The organism is Roseibium sp., assembly GCF_965216085.1.
Lineage (GTDB): Bacteria > Pseudomonadota > Alphaproteobacteria > Rhizobiales > Stappiaceae > Roseibium.
Map to the genome: position 1 here is coordinate 3,884,978 of NZ_OZ244138.1, position 15,174 is coordinate 3,900,151.

The following is a 15,174-nucleotide window of genomic DNA, read 5'->3' on the forward strand; positions in this document are numbered from 1 at the left end:
ACAGGGGAGAACCACCGCGCATTAGCGGTCAATAGGCCGCGCCTTGGAACAACAGCCACACCGGGCGCAGCACCACTCGTGGAGGGGAAATTATGGGCAAATTTAATCATTTGGCCGCCAATCTCATGATTGGCGGAACGGTCCTGCTGTACCTATCGCCAGCTTATGCCGGTGGTTGGGACACACTTGGGATCGGCTCAAACGAGCTTTTGTTTGACGACAGCCGGTTTGCATTTGAGGTCACCACCAAAGGGGTTGACCGGAACGTTGACTACGAGGTCACCAACGCCCAAGTCGGCGGTGCCCCGGTCATTGGCGGACCGGCAACAAGCCGCGCGACTCCAAACATCTGGAATTATCAGTTTGCCGCCAAGTTCCGGCTCACCGATCAGTTGGAATGCATGGCGCGCGCCAATGATCCCTATCAGATCGAAGAAGACCTGAATGATGCCTGGCAAGGCCGGTTTTCGCTGACGAAGACGTCTGCCGCGGGCAAAGGCTTTAATGGCACTTGCGCTTACAAGTTCCAGGTGCGTGATGGCCATTACGTGCGCGCCATCGCCGGGGCCAACCTGCTGTATTTGAAGTACCGGACCGACAATTTCACGCTTGGCGGTATCATTCCGCCCGCAACTTACGTCTCCCTTCCGACCCGCCTGAATGTGCGCTCCAATGACCCGAGTTTCGGCTGGCGGATCGGCGCGTCTTACGAAATCCCAGAATATGCGATCCGGGCGAGCCTAATTTACGATTCCGCGATTGACGTTGACCTTGACGGCGGCACCGAGGTGACGGGCGTTACCAGTTTCGACAGCTTTGCCTCCGTGACGATGCCACAATCCCTGGAGCTCAATCTGCAAACCGGCATCGCCCCGGATTGGCTGGCAACTTTTGGCATCAAATGGGTCGATTGGTCGAAACTTCAGTCATTGAAGGTCACCAATCCGGTAGGAAATACAGTCGTCAACCGGTTCCTTGGCTATGACGACGGCTGGACCATCCGCGCCGGGATTGCTCACAAGGTCAATGACTGGCTGAAAGTCGGCTCGACCGTCCGCTGGGACCGGGGTGTCGGTCAGTCCTATTCGGACACCTATTCATTTGGTGTTGGAACAGCGCTCAAACTGGATGAGCATGCAGAACTCACCATCGGCACCGCGGCCACTTACAAAACTTCCGGCTCCGGTGACCTGACAAATCTGGCATCCACGTCCGGCGCGACCACCCAATATAAATACGGCAATTCGTGGAACTATACGCTTCAGACCAAACTGAAGTTCTCGTTCTAAGAAACAACAAAAGCCGCATTCCATAGGATGCGGCTTTTTCTTCAGGTCAGGGCCAAGCTACATCTTGCCGGTTGCCTAGCAGCCTATCTTGTTCAGGCACATAGACCCATTTCGACGGCTTCGTCAGGACGGTGAAGCGCGGCGTTGGCGGCGACCATGGCAACTGCATGCACCCGGTTTTTCGCGCCAAGGCGCTTGATGGCAAAACGGATGTGCGCCTTGACTGTGGCCGTGGTGACTCCAAGCTCGTAGGCGATCTGCTTGTTCACCTTGCCCTCACACAGCTTCAACATGATCTCCAGCTGGCGCGGTGTCACGCCTTCCAGAATGTTTTCGCTTGGCACAAAAGCTCTCGTCACAGGCTTTGCCCGGAGGAGCAGGTCCTGGGTCGAATGGAGCGCAAAGTGAGCAGTCATGACGGGGTCCTCTTCCTCTGGTGAATGACGTGAGAGGAGTTTTGTTCAGGACAAGCGAATTGTAAAATGTTAACTTGAGTATTGCTAATAGCTAATTTTTTGCAATTTGACCGGACGAAAGTATGCAGAAGAACCTCTATTCCGGCCACACGCTGCGCCAGATCCGCGCGGACACCGGCCTCTCGCAAGTGGAATTTGCAAAAAAGCTCGGGCTTTCAACGCCCTATATCAACCAGATCGAAAACAACAACCGGCCCATCACCGCCTCGGTTCTGCTTGCCATTCACCGAATTTTCGGCACGGATCTGGCAGCCTTCGAAGACAATGATCTCGATCGCATGACCCAGGATCTGGAGGAAATCTTCACAGATACCCGGTTTCACGGCACAAGAATTAGCAAGCAAGATCTGCACGAGCTTGTCACCCGCGCCCCGGAAGCGGCCAAAGCCATCATGGACATGTACGGCACCATGCGCGCCTATCATGAAAAGGACGCCGGCGAAGACGATCTTCTTCAAATGAACGCCTCTGATGATGGCACCGGCAGCATCGCCAAGTCGGCCTATGAGGAAGTCCGAGACTATTTTCATTATCAGGACAATTACGTAGATGCGATCGACCGGGCCGCTGAACAATTGGCCCACCAGATCAACCTGACAGCGGATACACCAAAACTGACCGCTCTCACAGATTGGCTCTTTGAGACGTATGACATCACCGTAGAGCAGCATGGAGCGGAAGACGCGGCGCTGATCCGGCACAGTGATTTTGACCGCCGTATCTCCATTCACCGCGCCGTGCCGGACAGTTCAAAATCATTTTTACTCGGCACGGTGATTGCCGAACTCCATGCCAAGGACAAGCTGACATCAGAAGTCAAAGCCGCCCGCTTCCGGACCCAATCGGCCGACAGCATTTCCCGGCTCGCCCTACGCAATTATTTCGCCGGCTCCCTGCTGTTGCCGTATGACGCCTTTCTGGACGCTGCATCGGCCTGCCGCCATGACACCCAGCGCCTGTCGCACCAGATGGACGCCAGTATCGAGCAGATCTGCCACCGGCTGTCGACCCTGCAACGCAGTGGCTCCAAAGGCATTCCGTTTTATTTCGTCAAGATCGACAGGGCCGGCAATGTCGTCAAGCGGCACAGCGCGACCCGGTTTCAATTCGCCCGTTTCGGTGGGTCTTGTCCGCGCTGGAACGTGCATCAGGCGTTTGAACAAACAACAGACAAGTTTATATCGCAAATCGCCCAGATGCCGGACGGGGTCAAATACCTGTGCGTTGCGACCAGCGTCACCAAACACACCGCTGACTATAAAACCCAGGCCCGCCGGTACGCCCTTGGTTTTGGCTGCGAAGCGCAATACGCCGATGCGATTGTATATGCCGATGGCCTGGCGATGGACGAACGGTCTGTTCCCGAACCCTTGGGGGTTAACTGCCGGATCTGCCCGCGCGACAATTGCGATCAGCGCGCATTTCCTGCGATCAACACAACTCCCTTTATCGACAGCCGCGAGCGCGGTGTTGTGCCCTATCAGGCGAAGGCTGCGCGGTAGGCTTTCTGCACCATCGAAAAAAGGCCGCCTATCCAGCGCTGTCCCGGACTTGATCCGGGACCTCTAGATCTGCCCCGGCTCGAGACCGAGGCGGCAATGCTTGTTCCTGATTACACATCCTTTTAGGACGCGGAAGCGCCTTGAAGACCCGCCGCCTCCAACAAGGCTTTCAGATCCTCCGGATCGCCAATGCGATTGGCCATCAGGAGAATAAGCCGGGCGTTGAACGCATCGCTTTCCGCCTTGCTGAGGCCTTCGTGGGCAGCCAGAAGGTCGGCATAGAAATCATCCGGATGGCGGAGCTGCGCCTTGGTTACTGTCTGCGCCATTAGGCGGCCTCCCCTTTGCCGATGGCCCGGTTGAGGGCGGTTTCTATTTGGGACCAATCAAGTTCCGTCCAGCGGGCTGCGATATGCTGATCGGGTCGCATCAGGTAAACGGCAGTTTTGGCCTCTCCAAGGTACCGGTCACGCAGATCCGCACCGATTGCCCCCGCCGGAACGCAGATACTTTCAACCGGAATGCCGGCAATTTCGGAGTGGTCAGGAACATCCACGCCCAGCGCCAGAAGCTTGAAGCCGCCATTGAGCATTTTCAAAAGCCAATCTTCGCCAAGCGGAGCATCCGCCGCCGGACTGCCCGGTCGCGTGCGGGCCGGCAAGCCGTCGACATCGTCGCTGTTCAACGGTGACGTTTCATAGACGCACGGCACGGACAGGCGCCCAGAGTTCACCAGTGGGCGGGCAAACTCATAGCCTTCCGAAAGATCCAGAACCGCGTCCCGGAAAATCCGGCTCATCTCGGATTTCGGCGTGATGAAATCGGTCGAGCGGGAGCTTTGCAGGATGTTTTCATCCGCCGCCCACTCGCGCTCCAGCCCATAACTGTCCAGCAAGCTGTCCGGCGCCTTGCCATCCAGAACCAGTTTCAGTTTCCAGCCAAGATTGTCCGTGTCCTGGAAGCCGGAATTGGCACCGCGCGCGCCAAACGGAGACACCTGGTGGGCTGCATCACCGGCAAAGATCACCCGGCCATGACGGAATTTTTCCATGCGGCGGCACTGGAAGGTGTAGATCGACACCCATTCCAGATCAAAGTCTACGTCGTCGCCCAACATCTGTTTGAGACGCGGGATAACGTTTTCCGGTTTCTTTTCTTCTTCCTTGTCGATGTCCCAGCCGAGCTGCAGATCGATCCGCCAAACCCCGTCCGGCTGCTTGTGAAGAAGGGCGGATTGATCCTTGTTGAAGGGTGGGTCGAACCAGAACCAGCGTTCGGTCGGAAAATCTGCCTTCATGATCACATCTGCAATCAGGAAATTATCTTCGAACACCCGGCCGACGAAATCCAGATCCAGCATCCGCCGGGACGGGGACCCAGCACCATCACAGGCAATCAGCCATTCAGCTTCCAGACGGTAAGCACCATCCTGGGTGTCGATAATCAGGGCCGTGTGACCAGCTTTCTGTTCCAGCGAGGCAACCTTGTTGCCGCCGCGGATTTCGACCGGTTTGCCTTCCAGCTGCAGGGCCCGCAACCGCTCGACCAGATAGAGCTCGCAATAATACTGCTGCAGGTTGATAAAGGCCGGACGCCGGTGGCCGTCTTCCGGCAGAAGATCAAAATTATAAACCTGCCGGTCCCCAAAAAAGACACGGCCGTGGCTCCAGACAACGCCCTTGTTGACCATTTCTTCGCCGCAGCCATACCGGTCGAGGATTTCCAGGGACCGTTTGGAAAAACAGATTGCTCGGGACCCGACGCTAACCTTGTCGTTGTCATCCAGAACAACAACAGGCACGTCCTGCTGTGCGAGATCGATGGCCATGGCAAGGCCGATTGGGCCCGCGCCAATCACCACCACCGGATGGCGGATAGGGCTTGACGCATCCTGATCCGGCGACCGCTTGTAAGGGTACAGCGGCGCTTCAAACAACTTGGTCACAGGTTCTCCTCCCTGCCGGGGATTTCTAATTTTCTAACTGCTGCCGGATGGCGCTCGAAATCCAAAAAGAACTCATCGAGCTGCGGCGAGGCGACACCTGTACCGGCCAGCATGGCATGTACTTGCCCGCGATGATGGATCTGATGCTGGAACAGATGCAGCAGCGTGTTGCCAATCGTTTCCTGGAACACGCCTTTTTCGCCCCGATCCTGCTGCACGGTTTGAGTCAAGTCCGCCTCATTCAATTGATCGCAGAATACAATCAATTGGCGGTCGCATTCAGCCTGCGCCGCATTCAACTCAAGGGCCGTCTTTAGGGCCGGAACATCATAAACCGACCGCCCCTGCCCTGCCTCAATCAACGCATCAATATAATACCGGTCGACCTCCAAAATGTGATTGAGCGTTTGGAGGATGGACGGAAAGAAGTTGGTTCTTTCCGCCTCAATCTCCAGCTGGCTCAACCGGCGGCATGCCGCATACAGCTGCTCATTGGCATAAGCATTGTTGCGCGCCATGAGGCGAAGATGGTCGACAGCAAGGCTCATGTTATCCCTGCAGGTCGGCCCACATCTTGGCATCGCGTTCTGCGGTCCAGATGCGCGGCGTATCGATGCCGAGTGCCTCGTCATAGGCACGGGCCACGTTGAACGGCAGGCAGTGCTCGTAGATGGCGTAGTCCTTGAACTTCGGATCACACTCGGCGCGGCAGGCATCCCAAGCGTCTTTCAGCGATCCGCCACCCTGGGCCACGCGGGCCACTGGTTTATACGTCGAGGTGACAAAGTCGGCCGTGCTGGTCAGCGCCTTGCCAACCATTTCCTTGCCAACCAGCGCATCACCGCGGCCCGGTGCAATGGCTTCCACATCATAGGCGCGGATCGCTTCGAGCGTTGTTGGCCAGTCGTTGAAATGACCGTCACCGCAATAACAGGCCGAGTGGTATTCAACGATGTCACCGGTGAACATGACGTTCTCGTCCGGCACATGGATGACGATGTCACCAGCAGTGTGCGCGCGGCCAAGGAACCTAAGATCCACGCGGCGTTTGCCGAGATAGACAGTCATGCGGTCGTTGAAGGTGGTTGTCGGCCAGGTCAGCGGCGGGATTTTGCTGACGTCATCATACCCCATGAACAGGCGCGGGAAACGCATGAACTCGGACTCGCGGTCTTCCGCACCGCGTTCCACAACCATGGAGCGGGCCTTTTGGCTCATGATGATGTTCGGTGCCTGATAGGCGGCTGCACCCAGCACACGGACCGCATGATAATGGGTCAGCACCAAGTGGCTGATCGGCTTGTCGGTCACCGAGCGGACCTTTTCGATCACCTTATTGGCAAGTGCCGGGGTCGCCTGCGCCTCGACGATCATAACGCTGTCGTCGCCGATGATCACACCGGTGTTCGGATCACCTTCTGCGGTAAAGGCCCAAAGATCCTTTCCAACTTCAGTGAAGGAGATCTTTTTTTCTTCCATGTCGCCAACAGAAGCGAATTGCTTGCTCATGAGCCTGTGTTCCTTAAGATTATTTTGAAGGGGTCCAGCCGTCCGGAAGTGCACCGATGTCTTGAAGTGCTTGTTCCGAAAATTCTTGGCGGAAGGATTTGATCGCTCCATAATTTGGAGCGGTTGTGTAAAACGCAAAGACCGTGTCCTTGGCGCCCGGGCCATCGACCCAGCCGACAAACCAGCCTTCCAGTGTGCCTTTTGAAGGGCCAGAGGCGATGCGCCCTGCCCCGGTTTTGGCATGCAGCGTGTAGTCGTCTTGCGTGCCTAAGTTGGACGCGTTTTCAAGTGCATTGAGCGTCTCGGATTTGATCTCGATTTCGCCCTTACGGAGAGCAGAAAGGAAATCGACCTGTTCGCGCAGACTGATTGTCAGGCTGTCACCGCCCAGCCAGAAGTCATTGCTGGCGGCCGGAACGGTTTGATTGCCATAGGAAAACCGCGCCAAATAGTCCTTGTACCGGTCCGTGCCTACATCCGCTGCAACATCCTTGAAATACCAGACGACGGAAAACTTGAACGCGCTGTCGAGCGTGTGATCCCGTTTCCAGATCTTCGGCCAGAAACTCAAAGGCGGATGTTTTGTCTTGTCCCACTGGCGCGTCGCCGCTGCATCTGCAGCCACACCACTTTCAAGCGCGATCAGGTAATTTGGGATCTTGAACGTCGACCACGGAGCATGGCGGGTATCGATGTCTTCTTCGCCGTAGCGATAGGTTTTGCCCGTCTCAAGATCGAGCGCATAAAAGCCAACGGAGCGGCCTTCGGACAACGTCTGAAGCTTGTCTGAGGCGATCAGCTGGCTATCATCGGCTATGACCGACTGCGCAAGGCCAAGCATCAGAAGTGCGGTGGTCAAAATTATCGAGAGACTTTTCAGTGTTCCCTCCATGGCCTCACCTTTCCTTCGTCATTGCCGGACTTGATCCGGCAATCCAATCCGTAACCGAGCCACAAGAACAGTTCCTGGATTTGGCAGGTGAAACGGCCTGGATACCCGGGTCGAGCCCGGGTATGACGGCGATGTTGGGAACAAAGAACCTCACACGTTCACGCCTTCTCGACCGTCTGTTCGATCGCGCCGAAGATGGAGTGGTTGTCAGAATCCATCATCTCGATGCGCACCACGTCTCCGAACTTCAAGAACGGTGTTTTGGCATCGCCCTCATTGATGGTTTCGATCATGCGCAGTTCGGCAATGCAGGAATATCCAGCCCCGCCATCGGCGAGCGCTTTGCCCGGACCGCCGTTCAGCTTGTTGGAGACTGTTCCAGAGCCGATCACCGTGCCGGCCGACAGCGCCCGCGTGCGTGCGGCATGGGCGATCAGCCGGCCAAAATCGAAGGTCATATCTATGCCGCCTTCGGCCCGGCCGAAGGGCTGATCATTGAGGTCGACATGGAGCGGCAGATGCAGTTTGCCGTCTTTCCAGGCATCGCCCAGCGCATCCGGCGTAACAGCAACCGGCGAAAAGGCTGAGGATGGTTTGGACTGGAAAAAGCCAAAGCCCTTGGCGAGCTCGCCTGGAATAAGCCCACGCAGAGACACGTCGTTGACCAGGACAATCAGTCGGACATAGGCCAATGCATCTTCCGCACTGACGCCCATGGGCACATCGCCGGTGATGACGGCAATCTCGCCTTCCATGTCGATGCCAAAGGCCTCGTCCGGCATCTTGATTGGATCGCGCGGAGCGATGAAGGTGTCCGATCCGCCCTGATACATCAACGGATCGGTCCAGAAGGTGTCCGGCATGGTCGCGCCGCGGGCTTTGCGCACTAGCTCAACATGGTTCACGTAGGCCGAACCGTCCGCCCACTGATAGGCGCGCGGCAACGGCGACAGGGCATCGTGCTCATGAAAACGGATTGTCGGCACGGCATCATGAGAGAGGCTTTCCGCCAAGAGTTCCAGTTTCGGTGCGACACGCTCCCAATCATCCAGCGCGGCTTGGAGGGTTGGTGCGATATGGCTGGCATCGGTGCAATAAGTCAGACGCTCGTTGACCACCACCAATATGCCGTCTCGGCTGCCATTCTTCAGACTTGCCAGTTTCATGAAAATTTCTCCCCAAGCCTATTTTGTTATGACCAGCCCATCATGGCCGACAATCGTCTGCCCGGAAAAGCCATTTGCAGCGTCCAGCCACTCTTGTTTTTCAAAACCAGGAAGATCCGCCGGGATAAGGTGATTGAACAGCAGGGTTTTGGCCCCAGCAGTTTCCGCGATCTTCGCGGCATCCGACGCCATGGTGTGGCTGTCGACCAAATGCTGGCGCAGGCGCTCGCCGTTGCCAGTGACTTCGACGATCTTGTCGACGCCGCGTTCCAGCATGGCTTCATGCACCAGCACATCGCAATCCTTGGCGAACTCAGCCAGCGGCGGGAAATAGGCCGTATCTGCAGAAAAAACCACCGACCAATCGTCGGTGTCGAAACGCAAGGCAAAACAATCAACCACCGGCGGATGATCTACTCTCAGCGCGGTCGCCTTCAAGTCTCCGTCTTGAAGCGGAACAGGTCCTTCCTGCAAGAGATGGATCTGCACCAGGTCGCGCAGGTCCGGACGGCCTTCATCCTCTATCCTCAGATCAATGTCATAGCTCATGGAGGACAGAAACCCGTCCCAATAGTCAATGAGATCCGTCGGGCCGACCACACGGACCGTGTGCGCCAGACCGCTTGTCCAGGCGGTATGTAATAGAGGACCAAGCTCCAGGACATGGTCCGAATGCATGTGCGTAATGAAGATGAGATCAAGTTCTTTTAAGGAAACGCCGGCATCAACCAGTCCGCGGGTCACCCCAAGACCGCAGTCGATCACGCAGCGGCGGCCGCCGATCTCAATCAGCGAACTTGTCGGCGATGGTCCACCTGGACGGATCGCCGGACCACCTTTGGAACCGAGAATGACAAGCCGGTCTTCCAAACGCTTTTCTGATGTCATTTTCTCACTCTGTTCAACAAAGTCTGCCAATCAGCCAGTTCCTGCAAATTAGCCCCTCATTCTGGCCGTTGGCCCGGCCTCTCCCGCAGGAAGAAGTTCTTTAGGAGCCAATAGACACTGAATTCACCCGAAGTGCTTGAAATATGTCAAATTTGCCTTTGGTTTCTGACTGGCAGGCTGTTTCAAGACACAATTCGCTCTCTCAAAGGGACAAGGTTCGGGCGAGAGATCATAAACTCTAACAGCCGCCTACTTGTCCCAAGTGCCTTCCGGCGTGCCGTCGAATTTCTTTTCAATCGCGTCCCAGCAGTCGATGTAGTCGTCCTGCAGCGGGGCTTCCTTGGCCGCATATTCGGTCAGGTGTTGCGGGAAGCGGGTCTCGAACATGAAGGACATGGTGTTGTCGAGTTTTTCGGCCTGAAGATCTGCATTGGATGCACCTTCAAAGGCATTGTTGTCCGGCCCATGCGGCAACATCATGTTGTGCAGGCTCATGCCGCCCGGCACGAAGCCCTGCGGTTTGGCGTCATATTGGCCGTAAATGTTGCCCATCAATTCCGACATGATGTTCTTGTGATACCACGGCGGCCGGAAGGTGTTCTCCGCCACCATCCAACGTTCACGGAACAGTACAAAGTCGATGTTGGCTGTGCCCGGCACGCCTGATGGTGCTGTCAGGACGGTGAAGATCGATGGATCTGGGTGATCAAACAAGATCGCGCCAATCGGGCAATACGTTCTGAGGTCATATTTCACCGGCGCGTAATTGCCGTGCCAGGCCACAACGTCGAGCGGCGAATGGCCGATTTTTGTCTCGTGGAACTGGCCGCACCATTTCACAGTAACGGTGCTCGGAGTTTCCTTGTCCTCATACCAGGCGACGGGGGTCTTAAAATCGCGCCGGTTGGCCATGCAGTTGGCACCGATCGGGCCTCGGCCCGGCAGCTCGAATTTCTGGCCATAATTTTCGCAGACAAACCCACGCGCCGGTCCTTCAACCACCTCAACCCGGTAGACCAGACCGCGTGGCATAATGGCGATTTCCTTCGGCTCCAGTTCAATGATGCCGAGCTCGGTATAGAACCGCAAGATGCCTTCCTGCGGCACCACCAGAAGCTCACTGTCAGCGGAGAAGAAGTATTCATCTTCCATCGACTTCGTGGCGAGATAAATATGAGTCGCCATACCGACCTGGGTGTTGACGTCGCCAGCCGTCGTCATGGTGCGCATGCCGGTCAGCCAGGTCAGGCCCTCTTCGCCATGCGGCACCGGATCCCAGCGGTACTGCCCGAGTGAGACAACGTCGTCACAAACGTTTGGTGCGCTTTTCCAGTAGGGCAGATCGATCTTTTGGAAACGGCTGGTGTGTTTGACCGATGGGCGGATGCGGTAACACCATGTCCGTTCGTTCTGATGGCTCGGTGCTGTGAACGCGGTTCCGGAGAGCTGTTCGCCATATAGGCCATAGGCGCATTTTTGCGGGCTGTTCATGCCCTGCGGCAAAGATCCCGGCAGAGTTTCGGTTTCAAAATCATTGCCGAAACCCGGCATGTACTGGAGTTCGTTTTGCATGGTGTTACCGCCTTGACCTGCAATCGTCTGGTGATCGACCTTGTTCATGTTCGCACCCTCCTGGAACACGTTCCGTCAATTTAGTTGCATATGTAACTATTCAATTCAGCCGGGTCAAGAGCGATCCGGATTCGTTTCAGCACATCCCGAATGCGCGCCGTCCCTTGCAACTTTGAGCCATTTGAATTAGAATAGAACATAATAGGAACATTAGGGATTCTCATGCGGTTTCAGGACACTTTTGGTGAGCCAATGCCAAACATACCGGCGATGGCTGCACCCAAGACACATGTACAAGACAAATCCGCTGTTAAGTCCGGGGGGGAGCAACCACAGCCGACAAAGGTCAATGCCGCAGACTTGGAGACCATGATGCTGTTTTTGCGGCGCTCACGCGACCGGGCGTTGACGATCCGGGAAAACTCGCCGGCCGGCAGTTATCTGGAAAGTGTCCTCAACCGCACCATTTCGGGCATCGACCAAGAACTTTCCCAGCTGACATATCTCTTGGCCAAACGCGACTTGCCAACACAAAGGCCCACCAAAATGCGGCCGGCGCTCTAATCACGGCTCTAATCTCTGCAATATTGAATTAGCGCAGCTTACGTTGCGCGATATGGACAAGCCCATTCAACTGAGAAATAGTGCCGCTGGTATTTTTCAGGAGATTTTCAGGAGATTTTCAGATGAATGGTGCAGAGGCGCTGGTTGAAACATTGCTAGCTTCCGGTGTTTCGGTATGTTTTGCCAATCCAGGCACATCTGAAATGCACTTTGTGGCCGCTTTGGACACACACCCGGAAATGCATTGCATATTGTGCCTGTTCGAAGGTGGTGTGACCGGCGCGGCCGACGGTTATGCCCGTATGAGCGGCAACGTCGCCGGCACTTTGCTGCATTTGGGGCCTGGGTTTGGAAACGGTTGGGCCAATCTCCACAACGCCCGGAAGGGCCGCTCCGGCGTCGTCAACATTGTTGGCGATCACGCTGGTTACCATCTCAAACATGATGCCCCGCTGCGCTCGGACCTTGATGGTGTCGCCGGATCGGTTTCGCACTGGATGCAGCGGCCGACCGACAGTTTGATGGTCGCCAGCGCCGGGGCCGAAGCCATCCGACAGGCCCGGAGCGGCCAGATTGCAACGGTTATCCTTCAAGCAGACTGTGCCTGGGGCGACAGCGGCACGGGACCGGAACAGGCACGCAAGCCGGCACCGAAACACCGGCCTGATTCGGACCGGGTTGCCGCGGCAGCACAAGCCCTCACCCAGCCCGGGGCTGCGCTCATGGTCAGTGGACCGGCGGTTTTTGGAAAAGGTGCAGAACTCGCTGGACAAATTGCAGCCCGCACGGGCTGCCGTCTGCTCGCCCCGTATTTTGCCCCGCGCATCGCCCTAGGAGACGGTGCGGTGGCCTTCGACATCCTGCCCTATGGCACCGATGTCAGCGTCGACTTCCTATCGGGCCTGTCCCGCATTGTCCTTGTGGGTGACGATACGCCGGTGAATTTCTTTGCTTATCCCGGCAAGCCGTCGACACCGGAACCGGCTGGCTGTGCCCTGGACCGGCTGTGTTATGGGGACTGGGATGTCCTGTGGACGCTTGACGCCCTGGCGGAAGCCGCCGGTGTCGATTGCAGCGAGCAAGTCACCCGGATCAAACGGAAGGTTCCTGAGACCGGTACCGGCCGGCTGACGGCCGACGGGATCGGCCGCAACTTGGCGAGCGCCCTTCCAGATGGCGCAATTGTCGTCAATGAAGCCATCACCGCTGGAGCGGGCATCTGGCCTCACATGAATGTTGCCGCCGGTCACGACCGGCTCAACAACACCGGCGGCTCTATCGGCCAGTGCCTGCCGAATGCGCTAGGCGCGGCGGTCGCTTGCCCGGACCGGCCGGTCTTTGCCGTTTCCGGAGACGGGTCGGCAATGTATCAGCTGCAGAGCCTCTGGACGGCCGCCCGCGAAAAGCTGGATATCACGATCGTGATCATCGCCAACCGAGGCTATCAGATCCTCCATGGCGAGTTGGAAGCGCAAGGTGCGCCAAAACCCGGCCGTAACGCCAGCGCCATGTTCGACATCGAAGATCCGCTGCTCGACTGGGTGTCCCTTGCTGCTGGTCACGGTGTTCCTGGCGTACGTGCCGACAGCGAAGAAGGTTTTGCCGAAGCGCTTGAAAAGGCAGCGAATACTGAGGGTCCGTTCCTGATCGAAGCGGTGATTTGAGGAGTGTGAAGCACTCGCGACGCACTCTGGGCATGGGCAGTAAACAATTCCAACCTGGATCACGCAGGGTTTGAATAACGTTACTCGCGCCCGACTCTTCTTAAGAAGAACCTAGTCTGCAGTATCGGCTGCCTCTTCATCTTCAAAACGCGACGTAAAACAGTAAATATTGATTCAAATTTTGCGGAATTGGCTTCCCGCACTGATATATATCAATTCTCGAACATATGAATTTTCGTAATCTCCGAAACAGTCCTCCAAATACCGCGTGGTGACAGACTTACGGAGATGCGCAAATGGTTTCTGCAACAGTTGATGAAATCCTCTTAGGCTCCGATATCGCTCCGGACAGCGCAGCAACAGGCGCAGCGTTTTATAGCAGTATCGTCAACACGCCCGGCGCAATCGTTCCAGGCTCGGATGCCACCGGCGGCTACATCCAAATCGGCGCGACCGGAGAAGATGTAAGCCCAGATGCCTACCGGTCCGGTTTACAATCCGGCCGGGAATACATCATCTCGCTGACGATTAACGGCGTTCCCAACGACTTTGACAACCGGGCGGGTTTCACTCTAGCTGATCCCACTACGGGGCAATCCCTTGCTTACTACAACGGCAACAACTTGTACCGGGGAGAAAGCGGCGGCTCCACCATTTGGACTGAACAGTATTACCGTTGGGAAACAAACTCTTCTGTCTATTCGACGGAACCAATCATTGTCGTTTATCCCAGAGGGGAAACAGCCAGTTACACGCTGTCGATTACCGATACGACCCTTCCTGTCGTGACGGCGGTCACTGGATCGACCAAAGGATCCTTAGATGAGACGACCCTTTTGCGGGACGCTCCTGACGGCACATCCACGGACCCAGCGATAGCCACCATTGTTGTCACTGACACAATCTATGGCAGCACTCAAGGGGCATTCGACACGGACGCCTACCAGCTCAATGTCGAAGCCGGCAAGGAATACGTCATTGAACTTTTGCAGAGCGATGTCGGCAACACTTTTGCGTCCGGCACCAATACATCGCTGTTTCTCAAGGACATGGACGGCAATACAGTCGGCACAACGGCCCAAACGGGGACATCAAACACACTTGAGAAGGTCACTTTTACGGCTGAAAACACCGAGACGCTGATTATCCAGAATTGGTTCAGAACGTTCAACACATCCGACGATGCGGCCACTGAAGTAAATTACTACAGGCTGAACGTGGAAGAAGTCTCCGGGACAACAGATCCCGGGACAGATCCTTCGGTTGCAACGCAAGTGTTCCGGTTTTTCAATACTGTCACCGGCACCCACTTCTTCACGTCGAGTGAAACCGAGCGCGACAATATCCTTTCAACATTACCGCATATGACGTTTGAAGGCGCAGCGTTCGGCTCCAACGCAACCGCCAGTGACGGTGTTGCCGTTTACCGGCTGCTCAACACAGCAACCGGCAGTCACTTCTACACCGCAAATTTCCAGGAATGGTTCGACCTGGTGCACAGCAATCCGGCATTCAATGACGAGGGCATTTCCTACTATGCCTATACCAGTGCCAGTGACAGCAACACACCACTCTACCGGTTCTATAACACCCAAACCGGCACGCATGTGTTCACCGCAAGTGACGCGGAGCGGGACAACATCATCTCAACCCTTCCGCAATTCAATTATGAGGGCGTCGCATATTACGTCGATCTTGTTTAGACGC

Annotated in this window: 14 protein-coding genes; 5 read left to right on the plus strand and 9 right to left on the minus strand. The window is 56.3% G+C overall.

All coding sequences use genetic code 11. The features are described from left to right. Nucleotides 1-92: 92 nt before the first annotated feature. Nucleotides 93-1,289 carry an OmpP1/FadL family transporter gene (locus tag ACOOFE_RS18240; protein ID WP_420411373.1) on the plus strand — a complete coding sequence of 399 codons (1,197 nt, stop codon included), beginning with the start codon at nt 93-95 and terminating at the stop codon, nt 1,287-1,289. 92 nt (nt 1,290-1,381) lie between these two features. Here ACOOFE_RS18240 and ACOOFE_RS18245 read toward each other — a convergent pair whose 3' ends face one another. After that, a complete protein-coding gene (locus tag ACOOFE_RS18245; protein WP_141187668.1) occupies nt 1,382-1,705 on the minus strand; it encodes a helix-turn-helix domain-containing protein in 324 nt (107 codons plus the stop codon). Between the two features lie 122 nt (nt 1,706-1,827). Here ACOOFE_RS18245 and ACOOFE_RS18250 point away from each other — a divergent pair, with 122 nt between their 5' ends. Beyond that, entirely contained in the window at nt 1,828-3,267 is a 1,440-nt protein-coding gene (locus tag ACOOFE_RS18250; protein ID WP_420411374.1) for a helix-turn-helix domain-containing protein, read from the plus strand. 122 nt (nt 3,268-3,389) lie between these two features. Here the strand turns inward: ACOOFE_RS18250 and ACOOFE_RS18255 are convergent, their stop codons facing one another. From ACOOFE_RS18255 to hmgA, 8 genes are all read right to left on the minus strand, one after another. Beyond that, nucleotides 3,390-3,596 carry a DUF2783 domain-containing protein gene (locus ACOOFE_RS18255; protein WP_420411375.1) on the minus strand — a complete coding sequence of 69 codons (207 nt, stop codon included), beginning with the start codon at nt 3,594-3,596 and terminating at the stop codon, nt 3,390-3,392. Beyond that, nucleotides 3,596-5,212, minus strand: coding sequence for an FAD-dependent oxidoreductase (locus tag ACOOFE_RS18260; protein WP_420411376.1), 1,617 nt, complete (start codon nt 5,210-5,212; stop codon nt 3,596-3,598). The genes ACOOFE_RS18255 and ACOOFE_RS18260 overlap by 1 nt, the downstream gene beginning before the upstream one ends. Then, nucleotides 5,209-5,760, minus strand: coding sequence for a DinB family protein (locus ACOOFE_RS18265; protein ID WP_420411377.1), 552 nt, complete (start codon nt 5,758-5,760; stop codon nt 5,209-5,211). Before ACOOFE_RS18265 ends, ACOOFE_RS18260 begins: the two co-directional genes overlap by 4 nt. A 1-nt stretch (nt 5,761) precedes the next feature. Then, the gene (locus tag ACOOFE_RS18270) at nt 5,762-6,721 is read right to left on the minus strand and encodes an MBL fold metallo-hydrolase (RefSeq protein WP_141187672.1); all 960 of its coding nucleotides are present in this window, start codon (nt 6,719-6,721) and stop codon (nt 5,762-5,764) included. Nucleotides 6,722-6,740: 19 nt separating this feature from the next. Then, complete coding sequence (locus tag ACOOFE_RS18275; RefSeq protein ID WP_420411378.1) at nt 6,741-7,613, minus strand: penicillin-binding transpeptidase domain-containing protein; 873 nt, start codon at nt 7,611-7,613, stop codon at nt 6,741-6,743. 158 nt (nt 7,614-7,771) lie between these two features. Continuing rightward, nucleotides 7,772-8,779 (minus strand): fumarylacetoacetate hydrolase family protein, encoded by a 1,008-nt coding sequence (locus tag ACOOFE_RS18280; RefSeq protein ID WP_420411379.1) that lies wholly within the window; start codon nt 8,777-8,779, stop codon nt 7,772-7,774. An 18-nt stretch (nt 8,780-8,797) separates the two neighbouring features. Then, complete coding sequence (locus ACOOFE_RS18285; protein WP_420411380.1) at nt 8,798-9,667, minus strand: MBL fold metallo-hydrolase; 870 nt, start codon at nt 9,665-9,667, stop codon at nt 8,798-8,800. Between the two features lie 249 nt (nt 9,668-9,916). Continuing rightward, entirely contained in the window at nt 9,917-11,287 is a 1,371-nt protein-coding gene (gene hmgA, locus ACOOFE_RS18290; RefSeq protein ID WP_420411381.1) for a homogentisate 1,2-dioxygenase, read from the minus strand. Between the two features lie 204 nt (nt 11,288-11,491). Between hmgA and ACOOFE_RS18295 the strand changes: the two genes are divergently transcribed. From ACOOFE_RS18295 to ACOOFE_RS18305, 3 genes are all read left to right on the plus strand, one after another. After that, nucleotides 11,492-11,803, plus strand: coding sequence for a hypothetical protein (locus tag ACOOFE_RS18295; protein WP_420411382.1), 312 nt, complete (start codon nt 11,492-11,494; stop codon nt 11,801-11,803). Between the two features lie 122 nt (nt 11,804-11,925). Then, nucleotides 11,926-13,467, plus strand: coding sequence for an acetolactate synthase large subunit (locus ACOOFE_RS18300; protein ID WP_420411383.1), 1,542 nt, complete (start codon nt 11,926-11,928; stop codon nt 13,465-13,467). A 296-nt stretch (nt 13,468-13,763) separates the two neighbouring features. Further along, nucleotides 13,764-15,170, plus strand: coding sequence for a hypothetical protein (locus ACOOFE_RS18305; protein WP_420411384.1), 1,407 nt, complete (start codon nt 13,764-13,766; stop codon nt 15,168-15,170). Nucleotides 15,171-15,174 lie beyond the last annotated feature (4 nt).